Source organism: Streptomyces sp. NPDC052682 (assembly GCF_040678435.1).
In the GTDB taxonomy this organism is placed as follows: Bacteria; Actinomycetota; Actinomycetes; order Streptomycetales; family Streptomycetaceae; genus Streptomyces.
The window spans coordinates 156,123-177,450 of sequence record NZ_JBFATS010000015.1 but is presented as its reverse complement, the minus strand read 5'-3'; the positions used below and the strand labels follow the sequence as shown (position 1 = coordinate 177,450).

The 21,328-nt window shown below is 72.0% G+C and carries 21 protein-coding genes and 1 pseudogene; 11 read left to right on the top strand and 11 right to left on the bottom strand.

The window, feature by feature from the left end:
- The first annotated feature begins 58 nt into the window (after window positions 1-58).
- From AB0K80_RS24005 to AB0K80_RS23995, 3 genes and pseudogenes are all read left to right on the top strand, one after another.
- Window positions 59-913 carry an AraC family transcriptional regulator gene (locus tag AB0K80_RS24005; RefSeq protein ID WP_365672854.1) on the top strand — a complete coding sequence of 285 codons (855 nt, stop codon included), beginning with the start codon at window positions 59-61 and terminating at the stop codon, window positions 911-913.
- Between the two features lie 11 nt (window positions 914-924).
- Window positions 925-1,623: pseudogene (locus AB0K80_RS24000) on the top strand (AzlC family ABC transporter permease); the annotation flags it as partial.
- A gap of 263 nt (window positions 1,624-1,886) precedes the next feature.
- Complete coding sequence (locus tag AB0K80_RS23995) at window positions 1,887-2,195, top strand: AzlD domain-containing protein (RefSeq protein ID WP_365672852.1); 309 nt, start codon at window positions 1,887-1,889, stop codon at window positions 2,193-2,195.
- Between the two features lie 3 nt (window positions 2,196-2,198).
- Here AB0K80_RS23995 and AB0K80_RS23990 read toward each other — a convergent pair whose 3' ends face one another.
- Window positions 2,199-3,143: a hypothetical protein gene (locus AB0K80_RS23990; protein WP_365672849.1), complete on the bottom strand. Its 945-nt coding sequence runs from the start codon at window positions 3,141-3,143 to the stop codon at window positions 2,199-2,201.
- Between the two features lie 78 nt (window positions 3,144-3,221).
- On the opposite strand from AB0K80_RS23990, the gene AB0K80_RS23985 reads away from it, so the two are divergent.
- Together AB0K80_RS23985 and AB0K80_RS23980 are read left to right on the top strand one after the other, a co-directional pair.
- Window positions 3,222-3,416 (top strand): DUF3046 domain-containing protein, encoded by a 195-nt coding sequence (locus AB0K80_RS23985; RefSeq protein WP_365672847.1) that lies wholly within the window; start codon window positions 3,222-3,224, stop codon window positions 3,414-3,416.
- Between the two features lie 60 nt (window positions 3,417-3,476).
- Window positions 3,477-4,784 (top strand): AI-2E family transporter, encoded by a 1,308-nt coding sequence (locus AB0K80_RS23980; protein ID WP_365672845.1) that lies wholly within the window; start codon window positions 3,477-3,479, stop codon window positions 4,782-4,784.
- 237 nt (window positions 4,785-5,021) lie between these two features.
- Here the strand turns inward: AB0K80_RS23980 and AB0K80_RS23975 are convergent, their stop codons facing one another.
- Window positions 5,022-5,936, bottom strand: a complete 915-nt coding sequence (locus AB0K80_RS23975) for an aminoglycoside phosphotransferase family protein (protein WP_365672844.1) — start codon at window positions 5,934-5,936, stop codon at window positions 5,022-5,024.
- Between the two features lie 281 nt (window positions 5,937-6,217).
- Between AB0K80_RS23975 and recA the strand changes: the two genes are divergently transcribed.
- Together recA and recX are read left to right on the top strand one after the other, a co-directional pair.
- Window positions 6,218-7,345, top strand: a complete 1,128-nt coding sequence (gene recA, locus AB0K80_RS23970; RefSeq protein WP_365672842.1) for a recombinase RecA — start codon at window positions 6,218-6,220, stop codon at window positions 7,343-7,345.
- Between the two features lie 3 nt (window positions 7,346-7,348).
- Entirely contained in the window at window positions 7,349-8,209 is an 861-nt protein-coding gene (gene recX, locus AB0K80_RS23965; RefSeq protein ID WP_365672840.1) for a recombination regulator RecX, read from the top strand.
- A 122-nt stretch (window positions 8,210-8,331) separates the two neighbouring features.
- On the opposite strand, the gene AB0K80_RS23960 is transcribed toward recX, so the two are convergent.
- The 8 genes from AB0K80_RS23960 to AB0K80_RS23925 form a co-directional block, all read right to left on the bottom strand.
- Window positions 8,332-8,736, bottom strand: coding sequence for a rhodanese-like domain-containing protein (locus AB0K80_RS23960; RefSeq protein WP_365672896.1), 405 nt, complete (start codon window positions 8,734-8,736; stop codon window positions 8,332-8,334).
- Window positions 8,727-9,329, bottom strand: coding sequence for a cysteine dioxygenase (locus AB0K80_RS23955; RefSeq protein WP_365672894.1), 603 nt, complete (start codon window positions 9,327-9,329; stop codon window positions 8,727-8,729). The genes AB0K80_RS23960 and AB0K80_RS23955 overlap by 10 nt, the downstream gene beginning before the upstream one ends.
- A gap of 143 nt (window positions 9,330-9,472) precedes the next feature.
- A complete protein-coding gene (locus AB0K80_RS23950) occupies window positions 9,473-9,544 on the bottom strand; it encodes a putative leader peptide (RefSeq protein ID WP_309544753.1) in 72 nt (23 codons plus the stop codon).
- 120 nt (window positions 9,545-9,664) lie between these two features.
- The gene (locus tag AB0K80_RS23945; RefSeq protein ID WP_365672892.1) at window positions 9,665-11,305 is read right to left on the bottom strand and encodes an FAD-dependent monooxygenase; all 1,641 of its coding nucleotides are present in this window, start codon (window positions 11,303-11,305) and stop codon (window positions 9,665-9,667) included.
- 278 nt (window positions 11,306-11,583) lie between these two features.
- Window positions 11,584-12,498 (bottom strand): amino acid ABC transporter permease, encoded by a 915-nt coding sequence (locus AB0K80_RS23940; RefSeq protein ID WP_365672838.1) that lies wholly within the window; start codon window positions 12,496-12,498, stop codon window positions 11,584-11,586.
- Window positions 12,495-13,160, bottom strand: a complete 666-nt coding sequence (locus AB0K80_RS23935) for an amino acid ABC transporter permease (RefSeq protein WP_365672835.1) — start codon at window positions 13,158-13,160, stop codon at window positions 12,495-12,497. The genes AB0K80_RS23940 and AB0K80_RS23935 overlap by 4 nt, the downstream gene beginning before the upstream one ends.
- A gap of 74 nt (window positions 13,161-13,234) precedes the next feature.
- Entirely contained in the window at window positions 13,235-14,074 is an 840-nt protein-coding gene (locus AB0K80_RS23930; RefSeq protein WP_365672834.1) for a glutamate ABC transporter substrate-binding protein, read from the bottom strand.
- Between the two features lie 185 nt (window positions 14,075-14,259).
- On the bottom strand, window positions 14,260-15,036 hold the full coding sequence (locus AB0K80_RS23925; RefSeq protein ID WP_365672831.1) for an amino acid ABC transporter ATP-binding protein: 777 nt from the start codon (window positions 15,034-15,036) through the stop codon (window positions 14,260-14,262).
- Window positions 15,037-15,325: 289 nt separating this feature from the next.
- On the opposite strand from AB0K80_RS23925, the gene AB0K80_RS23920 reads away from it, so the two are divergent.
- Together AB0K80_RS23920 and AB0K80_RS23915 are read left to right on the top strand one after the other, a co-directional pair.
- The gene (locus AB0K80_RS23920; RefSeq protein ID WP_365672829.1) at window positions 15,326-16,012 is read left to right on the top strand and encodes a response regulator transcription factor; all 687 of its coding nucleotides are present in this window, start codon (window positions 15,326-15,328) and stop codon (window positions 16,010-16,012) included.
- 9 nt (window positions 16,013-16,021) lie between these two features.
- Window positions 16,022-17,428, top strand: a complete 1,407-nt coding sequence (locus AB0K80_RS23915; protein WP_365672827.1) for a HAMP domain-containing sensor histidine kinase — start codon at window positions 16,022-16,024, stop codon at window positions 17,426-17,428.
- A 76-nt stretch (window positions 17,429-17,504) separates the two neighbouring features.
- Here AB0K80_RS23915 and AB0K80_RS23910 read toward each other — a convergent pair whose 3' ends face one another.
- Window positions 17,505-18,500 (bottom strand): TAXI family TRAP transporter solute-binding subunit, encoded by a 996-nt coding sequence (locus AB0K80_RS23910; RefSeq protein ID WP_365672825.1) that lies wholly within the window; start codon window positions 18,498-18,500, stop codon window positions 17,505-17,507.
- A 110-nt stretch (window positions 18,501-18,610) separates the two neighbouring features.
- Between AB0K80_RS23910 and AB0K80_RS23905 the strand changes: the two genes are divergently transcribed.
- Together AB0K80_RS23905 and AB0K80_RS23900 are read left to right on the top strand one after the other, a co-directional pair.
- Window positions 18,611-19,018, top strand: coding sequence for a MazG nucleotide pyrophosphohydrolase domain-containing protein (locus AB0K80_RS23905; protein WP_365672823.1), 408 nt, complete (start codon window positions 18,611-18,613; stop codon window positions 19,016-19,018).
- Window positions 19,019-19,233: 215 nt separating this feature from the next.
- Window positions 19,234-21,309 (top strand): hypothetical protein, encoded by a 2,076-nt coding sequence (locus AB0K80_RS23900; RefSeq protein ID WP_365672821.1) that lies wholly within the window; start codon window positions 19,234-19,236, stop codon window positions 21,307-21,309.
- Window positions 21,310-21,328 lie beyond the last annotated feature (19 nt).

The window sequence follows — 21,328 nt, the reverse complement described above, 5'->3', positions numbered from 1 at the left end:
TGCGGGGAGAAGCCGGTGCCGGGCTCCGCGCCGGCCGGCGCGGCATGACAATGGGCGTATGGCGGATGCGGGCAAGGAACGCGCTCGGCACTGGCAGTACACCGAGCTGCCCGGCGTCGATCTGCTGCGGGCCCGGTACATCCACAAGACGTTCGTGCGCCACACGCACGAGAACTTCGTGATCGCCGCCATCGCCGACGGGGTGGAGGTGTTCCACCACGGCGGAGGTGACCAGTACGCGGGGGCCGGTGCCCTCGCACTGGTCAACCCGGACACGCCGCACACCGGACGGGCGGGTGTTCCCGAGGGGTGGCGGTACGGGGCCGTGTATCCGTCGCCCGAGGTGGTGGCGCAGATCGCGGCGGAGACGACGGCTCTGCGAGGGACGCCGGGGTTCGTGAGCCCCGTGCTGGACGATCCGTACGCCGCGGGGCTGGTGCACCAGGTGCTGCGGGCCGCCGACGAGGGGAACGCGCTGGCCGCCGACACGCTGCTGCGGGTCGCCGTGACCCGGTTGCTGCGCCTGAACGGAGGGCCGCTGCCGCGGCGGGAGGTGCGCAGCGCGGGAGCGCGGATCGCGGCACGCGCGCGTGCGGTGCTTCAGGAGCGGATGGCCGGCCCGCCGACCCTTGAGGAGCTGGCGGTGGAGCTGGGGACCGGTCCGTTCGCCCTGCTGCGGGCGTTCCGCGACGTGTACGGGATGCCCCCGCACACCTGGCTCACCGACGCGCGCGTACGGCGGGCGCGGCAGCTCCTGGACACGGGCGTGACGCCCGCCGAGGCCGCCCTCGCCGTGGGCTTCGCCGACCAGCCCCATCTCAACCGGCACTTCAGCCGCATCGTCGGAGTGCCTCCCGGGGCGTACCAGCGGGAGCGCAAGAACGTACAAGACGCGCGGGGGCGGCCCTCGTAACGTCCGGAGACGTGGCAGAACAGACAGCTATCGCAGAGGTACGGGGGAAACCGGACGGTGCCGTCGTCCGGGACGCCCTCGGGGTCGGAGTCGCCGTAGGAGTGTCCGGGTTCGCCTTCGGGGTGACGTCGGCCGGCAGCGGGCTCTCCGTGACGCAGACGTGCGCGCTCAGCCTTCTGGTGTTCACCGGGGCGTCCCAGTTCGCCCTGGTGGGGGCACTCGCGGCCGGTGGCGCTCCGCTCACCGCGGCCGCGGGCGCCTTCTTCCTGGGGGTGCGCAACGCGTTCTACGGGCTGCGTCTGTCGCAGCTGCTGTCCCTCCCGCGCGCGCTGCGGCCGTTCGCGGCGCACTGGGTCATCGACGAGACGGCCGCCGTGGCGCTGGCGCAGCCCGGCCGGCGCGCCGCGCGGCTCGGGTTCGTGGTGACGGGGCTCAGCCTGTACGTGCTGTGGAACCTCACCACGCTGCTCGGCGCGCTGGGCGCCGAGGCGCTCGGGGACACCGACGCGTGGGGGCTGGACGCGGCGGGGCCCGCGGTCTTCCTGGCGCTGCTCGCGCCCATGCTGCGGACCGGGCGCGAGCGGGCGGTCGCCGCGCTCGCCGTCCTGCTGGGCCTCGGGCTGCTGCCCGTTCTCCCGGCCGGGGTGCCCGTCCTCGCGGCCGCGCTCGCGGCACCGGTCGTGCTCTGGGCGGAGGGGCGTCGCAGGGCTGGGGGAGACGGCGGGGGTGGGGGAGATCGCCGGGCCGAGATGGACCGTGGGGCCGGGGGAGATCGCCGGGCCGAGATGGACCGCGGGGCCAGCGGAGATCGCCGGGCCGAGATGGACCGCGGGGCCGGGGGAGACCACGGGGCTGAGGCGGGCCGCAGGGCGAGGCGCGACCACGGGACTGAGGCGCACCACAACGCCCGGCAAGACCACCGACCAGGGCATCACCGCAAGTCTGGGAAGAACCACAAGACGGGAGAAGACCGTTGAGCGTGTGGATCGCGGTCGGGGTGACCGCCCTGGGGTGCTACGCCGTCAAGCTGGCCGGCCTGCTGGTGCCCGCGGGCGCGCTCGAGCGGCCTCTCGTCAGGCGTCTGGCCGCCCTGCTGCCCGTCGCGCTGCTGGCCGCCCTCACGGCCCAGCAGACCTTCGCCGACGGGCAGGCGCTGGTGCTGGACGCGCGGGCGGCCGGGCTGGGCGCCGCCGCTGTGGCGCTGCTGCTGCGGGCGCCGTTCCTGCTGGTCGTGGCCGTGGCCGTGGCGGTGACCGCCGGGGTGCGGGCCCTGGGCGGATGACGGTCAGGAGAGGGAGCGGCCGTACGCGCTGAGGGTGCGCAGGGCCTCGATGGTCACCAGGGGGCGTGCCTCCAGGGCGGGGGCCTCGGCCCACTGCCGCCATCGGATCGGCCAGCCGCCGTCCTCCCGCTGTTCCGCCGCGAGGAAGTCCAGGGAGCGGGCCATCTCGTCGTCGGTGAACCACGCGCGCGCGAGAGAGTGCGGGCTTCGCGCGTAGTCGTGGGGGAAGTGGTGCTCTCCGGGGGCGTAACCGGGGGCCACCGGGTACGCGGCCAGGTCGTCCGGGTCCAGGGCCGCGAGGCGGTGCTCGCGCACCAGGCGGCCCAGCCGGTCGGCGGCCGCCTCGGCGCGTGAGCGGTCGGGGGCGGAGTCCAGGAAGGCGACGGCGGCCTCGATCTCGTACGGGTGGGACTTCTCCAGGGACTCCACCGCCTGCCAGCAGAAGTCCGTGGCCCTGAACAGCCAGGCGTGCCACACCTCGTTGCGGTGCAGCAGGCCCACCACGGGACCGGTGCTCAGCAGAGCGCCGGGCGGGTCGTCCACGACCGGGACGAAGGGCGCCGCCGGGTAGGCGCGCTGGCTGGGGTGGATCGCGGGGAGCGCGCCGTCCGCAGTGGAGACGGACGTCAGGTAGCGGCACAGGCGCTCCACCCGCTGGCCGCCGCAGCGCCCGATGGCGTCCAGGACGCGCAGGGCGTGCGCGGCGTGCAGGGGCTGGCTGACCGGACCGCGCAGATCGGGCTCGAGCGCGTGGCCGTACCCGCCGTCGTCGTTGCGGTAGGCGTCCAGCGCCGTCTCCACTGGGTCGGCGCCGCCGCCCCGGAAGTGGTGCGCGAAGAGGCGCTGCTCCAGCACGCGCGCGGTGAGCCACACGAACCGCTCCGCGCGCGCGAGCGGGGTGTGCGCCGGGGACGTCGAGGGGAGTGCGGAAGCTCCTGTATCGGCCATGCGACAGACCGTAGGGCGGAAAGCGGTCTCGAACGGGGCGCGGACCGGGGCCGCACCCGCGAGCGGGATACTGAGGTCATGCGGTTGACGGTCTTCTGGGAGCGGATGGCGGACCACTTCGGTCCCGGCTACGCCGACACCTTCGCGCGCGACCATGTGATGTCGGAGCTCGGCGGGCGCACGGTCCACCAGGCCCTGGAGGCCGGCTGGGAGGCCAAGGACGTGTGGCGCGTGGTGTGCTCGGTCATGAACGTGCCACCGGAGAAGCGCTGATGCCGCACGAAGATCGTCCCCCAACGGTTCGTTGTCGGTGGTGTGGGCGAGACTTGACCCGTGGCACCCACTGACGAGTCCGGGCAGCCTGCCCCGCACACACCCCCGTCCGGCGCGACGCCGCCCGCCGGGCCACCGCCCCCCGGGCCACCGCCCGCCGGCACCGCCGGGCCGAGTGCCCGCATGCCGCGCTGGCTGCCGCGTGCCATGGTGCTGGCCCTCGCGCTCGTTGCCGTGTTCCAGCTGGGCAGCTGGGCGTTCCACCAGCTCACCGGTCTGCTGATCAACATCCTGATCGCCTTCTTCCTGGCGCTCGCCATCGAGCCGGCGGTCAGCTGGATGGCCTCACGGGGGATGCGCCGGGGGCTGGCCACCTTCATCGTCTTCATCGGTGTGACGATCGTGGCGGCGGGGTTCGTCACGCTGCTCGGGTCCATGCTGGCGGGCCAGATCATCAAGATGGTCGAGGGTTTCCCGAACTACCTCGACTCCGTCATCAGCTGGATCAACACCCACTTCCACACCGACCTGCGGCGCGTGGACATCCAGGAGGGGCTGCTGCGCTCCGACTGGCTGCGCAACTACGTGCAGAACAGCGCCACCGGTGTCCTGGACGTGTCCGCGCAGGTCATCGGGGGTCTGTTCCAGCTGCTGACGATCGGGCTGTTCTCGTTCTACTTCGCCGCGGACGGCCCACGGCTGCGCCGCGCGCTGTGCTCCGTCCTGCCGCCCGCCCGGCAGGCCGAGGTGCTGCGCGCGTGGGAGATCGCCGTCAACAAGACCGGCGGCTACCTCTACTCGCGCGGCCTGATGGCGCTGGTCTCCGGCATCGCGCACTACATCCTGCTGGAGGTCCTGGACGTGCCGTACGCGCCCGTGCTCGCCGTGTGGGTGGGCCTGGTGTCGCAGTTCATCCCCACCATCGGCACGTATCTCGCGGGTGCCCTGCCCATGCTGATCGCGTTCACGGTCAACCCGTGGTACGCGCTGTGGGTGCTGATCTTCGTCGTGGTCTACCAGCAGTTCGAGAACTACGTCCTGCAGCCCAAGCTGACCTCGAAGACCGTCGACATCCATCCCGCGGTCGCCTTCGGGTCGGTCGTCGCGGGCACCGCTTTGCTCGGCGCCGTCGGCGCGCTGATCGCCATCCCGGCGATCGCCACGCTCCAGGCCTTCCTGGGGGCATACGTGAAGAGGTACGCCGTCACCGACGACCCCCGGGTCCACGGGCACCGCAGATCGGGCGACGGCCCGGGTCTGTTCAGGTACGTGCGGCGCCTGTGGACCCGGCGAGCGGGCGCGGCCCGGCCCGGCAGCGGGCAGGCCGGGGAGGGCTCGGCTTCCCCGGAGCCGCGGCCGCGTGACTGACGGGCTCGGACGGCTCGGGCCCGTCAGCCACCCGGGGCGAGGGGTGCCCCACCGGGCTGTCGGAGGGCTCGGTCAGCGGATCGTGGCGGTGAGGCGTCGCAGCGCGGCGTGGGCGGGCAGGCCGGGGAAGGCTCGGCTTCCCCGGAGCCGCGGCCGCGTGACTGACGGGCTCGGACGGCTCGGGCCCGTCAGCCACCCGGGGCGAGGGGTGCCCCACCGCGCTGTCGTTGGGCTCGGTCAGCGGATCGTGGCGGTGAGGCGTCGCAGCGCGGCGTGGGCGGGCGGGCCCCAGGTGGGCTTGCCGCCCGGGAGCCCGCGCAGGCCCGCATCCGCGATGAGGAGGCAGGCGAGGGCTTTCAGCACCGCCCAGCCACGGGCCCGGCGTCGGGTCGCGGTGTCCGGGGACGGCTGGTAGGCGTCATGGAAGCGGTCGGCGGCGCCGTCCGGCAGCAGCGTCCACGCGGCGGCGAGGTCGCAGGCGGGATCGCCCGCGAAGAGGTCACCGAAGTCGATCACTCCGCAGAAGGTGCCGTCCGCGGTGAGGACGTTGGCCGGATGCAGGTCGCCGTGGAGCCACAGCGCCGGGCCCGGCCACTCGGGCGCGGTCACGGCGTCCTCCCAGACCGCGCGGACGGCGTCCGGGTCGGGGACCAGCCCGCGCCCGGTGGCCGAGGCCAGCTGCCAGGCGAACCCCTCCGCGTGGTCGGCCAGCGGGCCGCCACGGTCGCGGCCGGCCGGCGCCCCCTGGGGAGCGGGCCGGTGAAGGGCCGTCAGGAAGGCGGCCAAGGCGTCGGCCGCTTCCGCGGCGCGCGTGGCGGGGGCGCGGTCGGCGGGCGTTCCCGGCACCCAGGTGGTGACGATCCAGGGGCGCGGGAACCGCTCGGTGGGCTCACCGAGGCGCTGCGGCACGGGAACCGGGAGGGGGAGCCGCGGGGCGAGAACGGGAAGCCACTCGTGCTCCTCGCGCAGCAGCGCGTCCGCGGACGGCGTCGCCCAGGGCAGCCGCACGGCCAGGTCGTCGCCGAGCCGCCACAGCTGGTTGTCCCAGCCGCGCGCGCCGAGCCTCAGTGGATGACCGGCCAGGTCGGGGTGCTGGTCGCGCAGCAGGTCCCGGACCAGTTCTGCGGTGATCTCGATCTCAGTGTGGGTCACGCGGCACCACGGTAGCCGGGCGGTGATCCCCCGGTGGGTGAGCGGTCTTCCCGCGGCCTGGGCGGCGTCGCTGTGTGCCGCGTGGTGCGCTTGACACGAAAATCGAACATCCGTTCATATAGAGGCTCCGGCGAGCCGCTCGGGTAGGTGATTCACCCTGGTTTCGGTGGAGACGTACCCGAGTTATCCACAGGCCGGACGGGCGTCAAGGCGCATTGTCAGTGGCAGGCGTTAGCGTCATTGACGTGAAGCGATCGACTCAAGCAAACCGGGTGGAACCCATGGCAGGAACCGACCGCGAGAAGGCCCTGGATGCCGCACTCGCACAGATTGAACGGCAATTCGGCAAGGGCGCGGTCATGCGCATGGGCGAGCGCTCGAAGGAGCCCATCGAGGTCATCCCGACCGGGTCGACCGCGCTCGACGTGGCCCTCGGCGTCGGCGGCCTTCCCCGTGGCCGTGTCGTGGAGGTGTACGGTCCCGAGTCCTCCGGTAAGACCACACTGACCCTGCACGCCGTGGCCAACGCCCAGAAGGCCGGCGGCACCGTCGCCTTCGTGGACGCCGAGCACGCCCTCGACCCCGAGTACGCCAAGAAGCTCGGCGTCGACATCGACCAGCTGATCCTCTCCCAGCCGGACAACGGCGAGCAGGCGCTGGAGATCGTCGACATGCTGGTGCGCTCCGGCGCCCTCGACCTCATCGTCATCGACTCCGTCGCGGCACTCGTCCCGCGCGCGGAGATCGAGGGCGAGATGGGCGACAGTCATGTGGGTCTGCAGGCCCGCCTGATGAGCCAGGCCCTCCGCAAGATCACCGGTGCGCTCAACCAGTCCAAGACCACCGCGATCTTCATCAACCAGCTCCGCGAGAAGGTCGGCGTGATGTTCGGCTCGCCGGAGACCACGACCGGTGGCCGCGCGCTGAAGTTCTACGCCTCGGTGCGCCTCGACATCCGGCGCATCGAGACCCTGAAGGACGGCACGGAGGCGGTCGGCAACCGCACCCGCGTCAAGGTCGTCAAGAACAAGGTCGCCCCGCCCTTCAAGCAGGCGGAGTTCGACATCCTCTACGGCCAGGGCATCAGCCGCGAGGGCGGCCTGATCGACATGGGCGTGGAGCACGGCTTCGTCCGCAAGGCCGGCGCCTGGTACACGTACGAGGGCGACCAGCTCGGCCAGGGCAAGGAGAACGCGCGCAACTTCCTGAAGGACAACCCCGACCTGGCCAACGAGATCGAGAGGAAGATCAAGGAGAAGCTGGGCGTGGGCGTGCGGCCCGAGGAGCCGGTCGCCGAGCCGGGCGCGGACACCGCCGTCCCCGCCGCCCCGGCCGACACCGCGGCCGCGGTACCCGCCCCGGCAGCGGCGAAGGCCACCAAGTCCAAGGCCGCGGCAGCCAAGAGCTGACCCGTGACCCGACGAACCGACTGGGCCGAGTACGAGGACGCCGCCTTCGGTACCCCGCGGGGGAGGGGCACCGAAGGCGACCCGGCCGCGACCGCGGCCGGTGACGACGCCTACAGGGACGACGCCTACGGGGACGACGGGCTGCACGACACCTTCGGCGCGGCCGGTGCCGAAGGCGAGGACTCCGGTGGCAGCCGGGGCCGTGGGGTACGCCGGGCAGCCGGCGGCTCCCGCCGAGGCCGCTCGCGTGACGGCGAGTTGCGCGGTGGGCGCCGCGGGCGCGGCCGGGCCGCGTCCGGTGAGACGGCCGCACAGGACGGAGGCGCCTCCTCCTTGTCGAGGGCCGAGCAGGAGGAACCTCCAGGGGACCCGGTGGAGCGGGCACGGGCGATCTGCCTGCGCCTGCTCACCGGGACCCCGCGCACGCGGAAGCAGCTCGCCGACGCCCTGCGCAAGCGGGAGATCCCGGACGACGTCGCCGAGCAGGTGCTCTCCCGGTTCGAGGAGGTGGGGCTGATCAACGACCGGGCGTTCGCCGACGCCTGGGTGGAGTCACGGCACCACGGCCGCGGCCTCGCCCGGCGCGCCCTCGCCCAGGAGCTGCGCACCAAGGGCGTGGACTCCACGCTGATCGACGAGGCCGTCTCCCAGCTCGACTCCGAGCAGGAGGAGGCCACCGCACGCGAACTGGTCGACCGCAAACTGCGCGCCACCCGTGGCCTCGACCGCGACAAGCGTCTCCGCCGGCTCGCCGGGATGCTCGCCCGCAAGGGGTACCCCCAGGGCCTGGCCCTGCGCGTGGTACGCCGGGCGCTGGAGGAGGAGGGGGAGGACACCGAGTTCCTCGGGGAGGACGGTTTCTGAGGGGGACGACGGTTGCTGGACGCGGTGCGGCCCCGCCGGGCAGGCCACCGGCGGCGGGAAGACAGTCCGTCAGGCCCCGTACGGTCACTCCGCCTGCGCGGTCACCGCGCCGGGGACGGCGGTCACCGCGCCGGGGACGTCGGCAACCCGGCCGCCCGCCACGCCTGGAACCCTCCGACCAGGTCGGTGGCCCGGCGCAGCCCGAGGCGGTGCAGGGACTCCGCCGCCAGGCTCGAGGCATAGCCCTCGTTGCAGATCACGACGACGCGCAGGGCGTGGCTGGTGGCCTCGGGGAGGCGGTGGCTGCCCTGCGGATCGAGCCGCCACTCCAGCTCGTTGCGCTCCACGACGAGAGCACCGGGGATCAGCCCGTCCCGTTCCCGCAGCGCCGCGTACCGGATGTCCACCAGCAGCGCCTCGCCGGCCCGGGCCGCTTCGTACGCCTCCCGTGCCTCGATGCGCCGGTAGCCCGCGCGTACCCGCTCCAGCAACGCGTCGATACCGACCGGCTGTTCGCTCACTGCCAGTCCTCCGGGCGCTCGACCTGCTCCAGTCGCAGGATCTGTCCGCTGCGGCTGTAGCGGCGGATCCGCGGCAGGGGCGGATAGTAGGCGTGCACGGAGATCGCGTGCCGGTCGGGTGACTCGTTGAGCACCTCGTGGACGTGTTGGCGGCCGAAGGCGCGGCCCTGCCCTGCCGGCAGCAGGCGTTCACGGTCCACGCCGTCGGTGAGCTCCAGTGTCTTCCAGCCGTCGGTGGGCAGCCGCGCGGCGAGCGAGTTCTCCCGGAGCTCACCCGCCGCTGTCACGAAGGCGCCGACGGAGTCGGCGTGGTCGTGCCAGCCGGTCCCCGTACCGGGCGGCCAGCCGATCAGCCACGCCTCGCTCCCGCGCGGTCCCTCGAGCCGCACCCAGGTGCGGCCCTCCGGGTCGAGCGGCAACGAGGCGATCAGCTCGGCATCGGCGGCCGCACGCCGTGCGAACTCCAGGAGCTCGGCCTGGGTGGGGGCCCCGGAGGCAGCGGGACCAGCGGAGGACACGGCGGGCGCCGACGACGCGGACGCGGAAGGCGACGAGGAGGAGACCGAAGGGGATCCAGTAGAGGATCCAGTAGGGAACACAGAAGGGGACACAGACACAGGGCACCGTCCTGAAGGGTGTTCGCGCGGAAGAGCGTGCGGCAGCGCGGACGCGGCGCACGCGGGAAGAGCCGGGGGAACCGCTGTATGGGAACCGCGGAATGCGGAGCGGAAAGGCCGCGAGATCAGCAGGACGGGCGACACACGCAGCCCGCATAGCGGACGAGGTCCATATGGACCCTCCGCCACAGGCGCACACAGGTGTCGGTCACGATCCGGAGTACACCATGCCGGTGTGAACCGGTCAACTCACTGTCACTATGCGGACGCACAGTGACAGTGAGCAGGACAGGCAGGGTAAGCCCAGGTACGGGCGGTCACGGCGAGCCGGTGGCGGCACCCGCGCCGGCCTGCGCCTGCGCCTGCGCCTGCGCCCCGGGCCCCGCCTCCGCATGCGCCGGGCCGCCCAGCGCCGCCTCCGCCGCCGTGTACAGCTCGGCCGGGCGCACCCCGCTCAGCGCGGTGACCAGATGCCCGTCGGGGCGCACCAGCAGCACGGTGTGCGCGGCGGCCCCCGGATAGCTCTCGGCGACCAGCAGCTCGGCGTGGTGCGGCAGCGCGCTCACCGCCGCCGCGAGCCGGGGCATGATCCCGGCGGACGCCCAGTGCCGTCGCTCCCACACGCCCGTGCCCGGCGCGATCAGCACCACGAGCAGCGCGCCACGCCCCAGCCGGTCCCGCAGCTGGACGAAGGAGCCGTCCTCCGCGGTGACCCGTACGTCGGCGATCTGCGCTCCGCGCGGCGTGTCCACGGGCACCTCGCCCTCGAGCGGCCCGGGTGCCAGCGGCGAGTCGGCGTACGCCCCCGGCGCGCCGAGCGGCCCCTGCCCCAGGTGGCCGTCGGCGAGCAGGGCGTCGTGGTTGCGGGCCGCGCCGGGCACGTAGGCCCGCAGACTTCCGCCACCGCGCAGCAGCGGAAGCACCTGGTCGGCGGCGCGCAGCCGGGCGGCGACGACCGCGCGCCGCTCCGTCTGGTAGCTGTCGAGCAGCGCCTCGTGCGGGCCGTCGTGCCAGGCCAGCGCCAGTTTCCAGGCGAGGTTGTCGGCGTCCCGCAGCCCCTCGTCGAGCCCGTGCGTGCCCAGCGCGCCGAGCAGGTGCGCCGCGTCGCCGGCGAGGAACACCCGCCCGACCCGCCAGCGCCGGGCCAGCCGGTGGTGCACGGTGTGGACTCCGGTGTCCAGGAGCTCGTACGACGGTGTCGCGCCGCCCGACCAGCCGGCCAGGGTCTCCCGGATCCGGGCCAGCAGCAGCTCGGGCGTGACCAGGTCCTTGCCCGGCGGCAGCAGCCAGTCCAGGCGCCACACACCGTCGGGCAGGGGGCGGGCGGTGATCTCCCCGGCGGAGGGGCCGGACATCCGCCACGGCGGCATCCGATGGAGCAACGCCTCGTCCACCCACGGGAGTTCCACGCGCAGCGCGGCCACGGCGTGACGTTCCACTGCCGTCCGCCCCGGGAAGCGGATGTCCTGGAGCTTGCGGACGGTCGAGCGGGGGCCGTCGCAGCCGACCAGGTAACTGCCCCGCCACCACGTGCCCCGCGGGCCACGGGTGTGGGCGGTGACGCCCGAGTCCTCCTGCTCTATGGCGTCCAGCCGGCTGTCGGCGGCCACCTCGATAAGCGGCTGGTCCGCGAGGGCGGCGCGCAGCGCGCCGGTCAGCACGTGCTGGGCGATGTGCAGCGGCCCCGGCTCGTCGTCGAAGACGACCTCGCGCATCACCTGCTTGCGCCGCATCGACCGCCATCCGGCCCAACGGGAACCGGCCCGGTCCAGCGGCACGCCGGTGAGGCGCTCCATGAGGGCGGCGGTCTCCTCGTGCAGCACGACCGTGCGCGCCGGACGGGGTTCGTCCTTGCCCGGCCCCTCGTCCAGAAGGACGCACGGCACCTCCTGACGCGCCAGCGCCAGGGCGAGCGTGAGCCCGACAGGCCCCGCTCCGACGATGATCACCGGGTCCACGGCGCGGCGCCCCCTGCTCGTGGTGACGTGGTGAGGAACGCGGCTGAACAGGAAGGTGGAGCAGGGTGCACGATCACACAACGTATGCAACCTATTGCGGGTGCTTGCGTCAAGCGACGTCGGTACCTGCGTCGCTGTGTCAGTGACTCCAGCGAAGGTGTTGCTGTACTCGGCTTGGATGAGAAAGACGATGAAGGAGAAACGGACACGGTGCAGACGACGCAGGGGCAGTGGCGGTCGCGCCACTGCCCCTCGCACCGTGTTCGCTCACATCGCCGTCAGGTGAGACGGTCGGCACCAGCCCGGTGCGTACCGGTGGCTTCAGCCGCGTTGAGGTCCTCGACGTCCTCCGTGCCCAGGACTGCGCCTGTGCTGCGCTTGCTGCGGCGCAGCCTGCGCTCCAGCCAGCTTGCGAAGGTGGTGAGGGCGAAGTTGAGGGCGATGAAGATCAGGGCCACGACCGTGAAGCTGGCGATGACGTTCGCACCGTAGTAGCCGCTCATCGTGTTGGCCGAAGACAGCAGCTCGGGGAAGGTGAGCACGGCGCCGCCGAGGGCTGTGTCCTTCACGATCACCACGAGCTGGCTGACGATGGCCGGCAGCATCGCCGTGACGGCCTGCGGCAGCAGGATCAGTCGCATGGTCTGGTTCTTGCGCAGACCGATCGCCATGGCCGCCTCGGCCTGTCCCCTGGGCAGTGCCAGGATGCCCGCCCGGACGATCTCCGCGAGCACCGATGCGTTGTACAAGACCAGGCCGGTGACGACCGCGTACAGCGGACGGTCGTCCGAGGGGACGTTGCTGTACTCGGCGTACACGGCGTTTGCGAAGATCATCAGAACCAGCACGGGGATGGCCCGGAAGAACTCGACCACGACCGTGGCCGGCACCCTGACCCATACATGGTCCGACAGCCGGGCGATACCGAACACGGCACCGAGCGGCAGTGCGATGATCATGGCAAGTGCCGCTGCCTTCAGGGTGTTCTGCAACCCCGGCCAGATGTACGTGGACCAGGCCTCGGTGCCCGTGAAGAACGGCTCCCACAGCGCCCACTCGAGCTGACCCTTGTCCTTGAGGGTGCCGATCACCCACCAGCACAGCGCCACGAACGCGACCAAGAAGACCACGGTCAACAGGACGTTGCGCCGCTTGGCGCGGGGACCCTGCGCGTCATAGAGGACCGAGCTCATCGCTTCACCGCCACCTTCTTGCCCACCCAGCCGAGGATCAGACCGGTCGGCAACGTCAGGCACACGAAACCGAACGCGATGATCGCGGAAATCAGCAGCAGTTGCGCCTCGTTCTCGATCATTTCCTTCATCAGGAATGCCGCTTCCGCGACACCGATGGCCGCGGCCACCGTGGTGTTCTTCGTCAACGCGATCAACACGTTCGTCAGCGGACCGACCACCGACCGGAAGGCCTGCGGCAGCACGACGAGAGTAAGTACCTGGGTGAAGTTGAGGCCGATGGCCCTGGCCGCCTCGGCCTGCCCGACGGGGACCGTGTTGATGCCGGAGCGCAGCGCTTCACACACGAAGGCGGAGGTGTAGACGATCAGGCCGAGGACGGCGAGGCGGAAGTTGATCGTCTCGGTCCTGTCCGCGCCGAGGTTGACGCCCAGGGTCTGATAAAGCCCGAGCGAGGTGAAGAGGATGATCACCGTCAGCGGGATGTTCCGCACGATATTGACGTAGGCGGTACCGAACCCGCGCATCAGCGGCACCGGTCCCACCCGCATGGCGGCCAGCAGGGTGCCCCAGATCAGAGAGCCGACGGCGGAGAGCAGAGTCAGCTGCACCGTCGTCCAGAAGGCTCCCAGAATGTCGTATTTGTCGAGAAAGTCGAACACGGTGTTCCGCGCTTCCGCGTGTAGGGATGCCCCGGGTGTGCCGCCCTCCAGGCGGCACACCCGACAGGCGCGGGTCAGCTCTTGATGTCGCCGATCTTCGGCGCCTGCTCGTACTGGTAGTTGGCCGGGCCGAAGTTCTTCTTCACGGCCTTCTCCCAGGAGCCGTCGGCGACCATGTCCCCTAGGGCCTTGTTGATCTTGTCCTTGAGGTCGCTGCCCTTCTTGACGCCGATGCCGTAGTTCTCGTTGGTCATCTTGAAGCCGCCGAGCTTGAACTTGCCCTTGAACTGAGACTGGGCGGCATAACCGGCGAGGATCGAGTCGTCCGTGGTCAGCGCGTCGATGGCCTTGTTCTGCAGACCGCTCAGGCAAGCCGAGTACGTCGGGTACGTCTGCAGGTCGGCCTTGGGCGCCAGCTTGTCCTTGACGTTCTGCGCCGAGGTGGAGCCCGCCACCGAGCACAGCTTCTTGTTGTTGAGGTCGGCCGGCGACTTGATGGAAGTGTCGTCGGCGCGGATCAGCACGTCCTGATGGGCCAGCAGGTAGGGGCCGGCGAAGTCGACCTTCTGCTGACGCTCCGGGGTGATCGAGTAGGTCGCGGCGATGAAATCGACGTCACCGCGCTGGAGCATGGTCTCGCGGTCGGCGCTCTTCGACTCCTTCCACTCGATCTGATCCGCGTCGTAACCGAGCTTCTTGGCGACGTACGTGGCGACGTCGACGTCGAAGCCGGAGTAGCCCTGCGGCGTCTTCTGGCCGAGGCCGGGCTGGTCGAACTTGATGCCGACGGTGATCTTCTTGCCGCCGCCGGAGCCCGACCCGCCGTCCCCGCCGTCGTCGCCGCCACACGCGGTAGCGGTCAGGGCGAGGGCGAGAACGGTGGCGGACGCCGCGGTGACCTTGCGGAGCTTCATGGTGAACATCCTTTGCCGATGAAGAGAAAGCCGTTGGTGCACGTCGTCGAAGCAATGTGCCGATCCGATGCGTCGATGCGATGCGATGCGTCGCTGCGATGCGTCGGGGCAATGCGTCGATGAAATGCGCCGATGATTGCCGTCTGTGCGGGTGACGCGGGTCGTCGCGGGGCGCGACGTGCGCCTCAGTGGTGCAGGATCTTGGACAGGAAGTCCTTGGCGCGGTCGCTGCGCGGGTTGCTGAAGAACTGGTCGGGCGCAGCCTCCTCGACGATGCGGCCGTCCGCCATGAACACCACGCGGTTTGCGGCCGATCGTGCGAACCCCATCTCGTGGGTGACGACGATCATGGTCATGCCGTCGCGGGCCAGCTGCTGCATGACCTCCAGAACCTCGTTGATCATCTCCGGGTCGAGCGCCGAGGTCGGCTCGTCGAAGAGCATGACCTTCGGCTCCATGGCCAGGGCACGCGCGATGGCGACCCGCTGCTGCTGACCGCCCGAGAGCTGCGCCGGGTACTTGTCGGCCTGCGCGGCGACGCCGACCCGGTCGAGGAGGGCGCGGGCCCGCTCCTCTGCCTGCTGCTTGTCCTTCTTGCGGACCTTGATCTGGCCCAGCATGACGTTCTCGAGCACGGTCTTGTGCGCGAAGAGGTTGAACGACTGGAAGACCATCCCGACGTCGGCCCGCAGCCGCGCCAGCTCTCTGCCCTCGGCGGGCAGCGGCTTGCCGTCGATCGTGATCGTCCCGGAGTCGATCGTCTCCAGACGGTTGATGGTGCGGCACAGGGTGGACTTGCCGGACCCGGAGGGCCCGATGACGACGACGACTTCACCGCGGGCGATCGTCAGATCGATGTCCTGGAGAACGTGCAACGCGCCGAAGTGCTTGTTGACGCTCTTCAGGACGACCAGCTCGCCGGTCGCGGCCACATCTTCCTTGGCCACCGATACTTCGGTCATCGCTCTTAAGGCTCCGTCCTCCTCGGTTTCGGAGGACAGTAGTAACCCTCTACGACCTGCGTCATTACTCTTGAGGGGAATCTGAGCATCACGATCCGATAGCAATCGGACACGTGTCGTAGCACTTGTGATCTGGGCTCATATCGGCCGGGTAACGGAAGCGGCGCGCAACCGGAACCCTCTTGACGCCGTCCTCATCCATCAGCGTGACTGCAAGGTGCACGCGCGCGCGTGCACACGTTTTTGTACACATCCAGATCGTACGGCCGATGAACCGAAGGGGGCCCGGATGAGGCTGCTGCTCGTCGAGGACGACAACCACGTCGCGGCAGCGCTGTCGGCGGTCCTGGCGCGGCACGGCTTCGACGTCACCCACGCGCGCAGCGGAGAGGAAGCCCTCCAGGCCCTCGTCCCCGAGGGCAACGGCTTCGGTGTCGTCCTGCTCGATCTGGGCCTGCCCGACCAGGACGGCTACGAGGTGTGCGGAAAGATACGCAAGCGCACCAGCGTCCCGGTGATCATGGTCACGGCCCGCTCCGACGTGCGCTCCCGCATCCACGGCCTCAACCTGGGCGCCGACGACTACGTGGTGAAGCCGTACGACACCGGCGAACTGCTCGCCCGGATCCACGCCGTCAGCCGGCGCAGCGTCCCCGAGGACCCGCACAGCGGCGGGGAGACCGCGCTGGTCCTCGGCCCCGTGCGCATCGAGCTGCCCACCCGGCAGGTCAGCGTCGAGGGCTCGGTCGTCCAGCTCACCCGCAAGGAGTTCGACCTGCTCGCCCTGCTCGCCCAGCGCCCCGGCGTGGTCTTCCGCCGTGAGCAGATCATCAGCGAGGTGTGGCGCACCAGCTGGGAGGGGACCGGGCGCACCCTGGAGGTGCACGTCGCCTCCCTGCGCGCCAAGCTGCGCATGCCCGCCCTCATCGAGACCGTGCGCGGCGTCGGCTACCGGCTCGTCGCCCCCACTGCGTAGCGGGGCAGGGTGCGCACCCGTCTGCTCCCGCTGCTCATCGTCCTGCTGGCGGCCGTCCTGCTCGCGCTCGGCTTCCCGCTCGCCGTCAGCCTGGCGGGCGCCCAGCAGCAGAGGGTCGTCGTCGACCGGATCGACGACACGGCGCGCTTCGCGGCCCTCGCCCAGTTCGTCACCGAGTCGCCCGCGGTGTCCTCCGCCGAGGACACCGACGAGCGCAAGGAGACGCTGCAGAGCGAACTCGAGAGCTACAACAAGGTCTACGGCATCCGGGCCGGCGTGTTCTACCGCACCCGAAAACCCATGGCCAACGCCCCGGCCACCTGGCGCCTCCCCGAGACCGGCGAGGTGCGCGCGGCCTTCGACGAGGCGCTGCTCAGCCGGCGCAGCCACGACCCGGAGCAGGTGTGGCCCTGGCAGCGCCGCAGCCTGGTCGTGGCCTCACCGGTGATCCGGGACGGTGACGTCGTCGCGGTCGTCGTCACCGACTCGCCCACCGGGCAGATGCGTTCCCGCACCCTGCGGGGCTGGCTGCTGATCGGGGCCGGGGAGAGCGCCGCGATGCTGCTCGCCGTCGGCGCCGCGCTGCGGCTGACCGGCTGGGTCCTCAAACCCGTACGGATCCTGGACGCCACCACCCACGACATCGCCACCGGGCGCCTGAAGTCCCGGGTCGCGGTGGCGAGCGGGCCGCCGGAACTCAGGAGGCTGGCCCGGTCGTTCAACGAGATGGCGGACAACGTCGAGAACGTGCTGGAGCAGCAGCGCGCCTTCGTCGCCGACGCCTCGCACCAGCTGCGCAACCCGCTGTCCGCGCTGCTGCTGCGCATCGAACTGCTCGGGTACGAACTGCCGGAGGGCAACAAGGAGATCGCCTCGGTGCAGGCCGAGGGCAAGCGCCTCGCCCAGGTCCTGGACGACCTGCTCGACCTGGCGCTCGCCGAGCACACCCAGGCCGACCTGAAGACCACCGACATCGGAGCGCTCACCGCCGAGCGGGTCGCGGCCTGGTCCCCGACCGCCGAGGCCAAGGGCGTACGACTGGTGGGGAACTGCCCGGCCACCACCGCCTGGGCCGACCCGGTCGCCGTGTCCAGCGCGCTGGACGCGGTGATCGACAACGCGGTGAAGTTCACTCCGCGGGACGGCACCGTCGAGGTCACCGTCGCCCCCAACGGCTCCACCGCCACCGTCGTCGTCACCGACACCGGCCCCGGCCTGACCGACGAGGAGCTGGCTCGCGTCGGCGACCGCTTCTGGCGCAGCGGCCGGCACCAGAACATCAAGGGCTCCGGCCTCGGCCTGTCCATCTGCCGGGCCCTGCTCACGGCGGGCGGCGGCTCGATCACGTACGACCACCACGAGCCGCACGGATTGAAGGTGACGGTGACGGTACCGAGGTCGGCGCCTACGGCGTGAACCGCGGGCTGTGGGTGTGGAGCGGGCGCTTCGGTGGGGTGCTCGCTGCGGGGCGGCTGTCGCCGTGGGCGGTTCGCTACGGCTTGACCGAGCGGTAGTAGCGCCGGGCGCCCTCGTGGAGTTCGAGAGGGTCGGTGTAGATGGCCGTGCGGACGTCGACCAGCTGGGCGGAGTGGACCCGGTCGCCGATGCGGTCGCGGCTCTTGATCACGGTCCGGGTCACCCACTCGGTGAGCCGGGGATCCATGTCCGCGCGGGTCACCAGCAGGTTGGACACGGCCAGCGTCGGCACCGGATGGCCGTGCTGGATGGTGGGGTAGGCGGTCTCCGGCATGCTGGTCGCCCGGTAGTACCGCGTGGCACCGCCCTTCTCGTGCAGTTTGGCGACGAGGGAGGGCGGGATCGGCACGAACCGGAAGGCGGACTTCTCGGCGAGGCCCGCCAGCCCGCCCGTGGGCAGCCCGCCCGACCAGAAGAAGGCGTCCAGGCCGCGCCCCAGCCGCTTGGGCCCGGTGTCGATGCCGTCCGACGAGGGCGTGATGTCCTTCTCGGGGTCGATGTGGACCGCCTCGAGCACCGCGTTCGCGATCAGCCGCACACCCGAGTCGGGCAGCCCGATGGCCACCCGCTTGCCCCGCAGGTCCGCGACGGAGCGGATGTCCGAGTCCGGCGGCACGACGAGCTGTACGTAGTCGTCGTAGAGACGGGCGACCCCGCGCAGCTGCTCGGCGCCGGTGCCGTCGCCGAGCTTGTACGTCTCCACCGCGTCGGCCGCGGCGATCGTGAAGTCGGTCTGCCCGGTGGCCACCCGCCTGACGTTCTCCTGCGAGCCCGGGCTGTCCTGCAGTCGCACCTTCAGGCCTGGCATGTCCTTGGCGAGTTCGCCCCGCAGCAGGTCGCCGTACTTCTGGTACACCCCTGAGGGCGTGCCCGTGCTGAACCTGATCGACCCGACCGGCGGCTCCTCCTGCCAGGGCCGCAGCCACCACAGCAGCAGCCCGAGCACCACGACGCCGACGGCCGCGCCCTGGAGGGCCCGGCGCCTGCCGATACGGGGCAACACCTTGGACATGCGCGTGATCCTGCCAGCCGGGCGCTGCGCTGACCAGGGCGGGGGCGGGTATCCCGGGCCGCGGGAGCCGGGCAAGGGGGACTGCCGGAGGCGGCGGCTACAGTCGCGGCATGAGTTCCTCGCCCGCCCACCTGGTCCGCGCATTCCACCTCGCCTTCGGGCTGGACGCCCGCGACACACCGGCCGAGGTCTCTCCCGAGCTGGCCGCCCACCGTGCCGAACTGCTCGCGGAGGAGGCGGCGGAGGTCGCCGAGGTGGCGGTCGAGGGCCCGCTGGACCGGCTCGCGCACGAACTGGCCGACGTGGTCTACGTCGCGTACGGCACCGCCCTCGTGCACGGCATCGACCTGGACGCGGTGATCGCCGAGATCCACCGCTCCAACATGACCAAGCTGGGCCCCGACGGCCAGGTCACCCGCCGCCCCGACGGCAAGGTCCTCAAGGGCGAGCACTACGAGGCCCCGGATGTGGCGGGGGTGCTGCGGCGGCAGGGGTGGGTGCCGGGCGGGGGTGCCTGAGGGGCCGCGCCGAGGGGGAGCTACGGCGGGGGCCAGGTGTACGTGACGCCCTGCGGCGCAGGGGCGTCGTCGAAGGACCGCAGGATGCCGGTGAGAGTGCGTCCGCAGCGGAGTTCGTCCTGCGGGCCGGCCGGTGCGGGCGTCCGGGTCCGCGCGCGGCCCTCCTGCCCGCCGGAGCGGAGACCAGGGGCGGCACCGGGCGCACCGTGCTGCGGGTGCGCACCGTGGACACCCATCGGGGCGGGTTGCTGCTGGGCCACGGCGACTACACGATGACCTACCCGGCGGGCCCGGACGCCGGGCAGTACCGGCGCGGACAGGCCGTCGTCCTGCACCGTTCGAACCATCTGTCCCGCTATGACGCCCGCCGCGGCGTGACCGCGGGCGACACCGCGCTGCTCGGCTGGTTCAACGGCGGGCTCCACCTCCACGGCCTGCCTGGCCGGCGGGTGCGTCCGGCCCGCCTGGACGGCCACTACTGGCCCGGGGCCGACTGGCTGCACGACGCCCTCACCGGACCCGCGCCGGACGAGGCCGTCGGTGCCCTCGGCGGGGCTCTGCCCGTGACGGTGGAGGAGCCCGACGAGGACGGCACCCTCGTGGTGTCCCGACGGCTGCAACCCACCAGCGCCCTGTCCCGCGGCGGACTGCTGCGCACGGAGGCGGTGGCCGCGCTGGGACCGGCGCTGGTCCTCAGGTCGGGGCCGGCGCTCCACCTCCTGCCGGTGCAGGACGTGGTCCCGGGGATCCCCGAAGGACACCGTGCGCAGGCGGCGGCCCTCATCGCCCGGAGCCGTCACCTGGTGTGGCTGCGGATCAGCGGTACGCCAGGGCGCCGGCTCCGTGTCGAAGCCCGCCTCGACGTCCCCGAACCCCGCCCGTACGCGGACGAGTACGACGCCGTGCCGTTCGCCGTGGTCGGGCCGGAGGACCACCCGGCCGGGCTGCTGGTGCGCACCCCGCACGACGAGGGTCTTCGCTGGCTGCCGGTCGGGCTGCTCTCCTGGGCGGAGGCGCTGACCACCGCTGAGATCCGCGCCGCGTTCCCTGCGGAGAAGTGCGCCCTGCACGTGCGCAGCCAACACGACGGCACTGTCTCGGCTGCCGGGGTACGGCGGGTGTACCGGGCCCGCCGAGACCTGACGCTCGGGGCGAGGCTGCGTGCCGAACCGCTCGATGTCCCAGGGCCCGAGTCGGCCGGGGGCGGCCTCGCCCTGGCCCAGCCGCACGGGATGCTCGTCCGCCTCGGCAAGAACCCGGTCCCCGGAACGAACGGTGAGGCGATCCTGGTCGAGGTGGCGGCCCTCGGCACGCAGGACACCACAGGCGTGCGAGTCGTCCCCCTCGGCAGTCGCCTGCTCACCCTCGACCTGCCCGGTGCGCTGGTGTGCGGAAGCCGGGCCGCCGCCGCGGCACACATCGCCGGCCTCGCCGAACGCCACCGGCAGTGGCTGCTGGAGGGTCTGGACGCCGGCGGGCTGCCCGAGACGGGCCGGGACCCGGCCGAGAGCGTCGACGCGGCCGTCCTGCGGGCGTGGTCACACGCGGCGCGCGCCACCGGCGGGGCGGCGGGCACGGACGACGGCCTGGCCCTCGACCGGCGCGGCATCGACCACGCCCTGCGGCAGTGGGTGACCACCCACGGGGAGGACGCCTTCGGCCTGCGGCAGGAGGCCGAGCTCGGACTGGCCGAGACGCTCGCGGCATGCCTGCTCATGCGTCACGTGGGCGAAGCCGACCCGCTGCTCGCGCGGGGTGCGGTCCTCCTCGCCCACCAGACCGGCCTGCGCGCCGGGCGCTCGCTCCACGTCGAACCCGTGGTGCGCCTGTGGGCCACGGCCGACGGACAGGGAACCGGTCAGGCCGGCAGCCCCCTGGAGGCCCGCCTCGCCGACCTCGACCTGCCCGGGACGGTGGACCGGGTCGGGCTGGAGGAGATCCTCCGATTCGGCCACGGCGTGCTGGGCCGGGTCGACGCGGACGGCCCGGCACACCGGCTCACCGCGGCCGCCCGAGCGGTGCTCGTGTCGGTCGGGCAGCTGTCCGCGGACATGGACCTGAGGGCGGGCGCACCCGTCCTGTCCCTGGTGGCTGATCTGGGCCGGGCCCTGCACCCGCCGCAGGACGAGGCGGTGGCCCAGCCGGCCCTGAGCGCAGCACAGACGTACCTGCTGCGCGCGCTCCTCACCAGGGTCGTGGGGAAGGGGCCGCTGTTCCTGCTGCCGGTGCCCGCCCGGCTCCCGGGCGTGGCCGAACGTCTGGCCCGGGAGGTGATCGCATGGGGAGGCTGACGCGGCATCCGTGAGATGG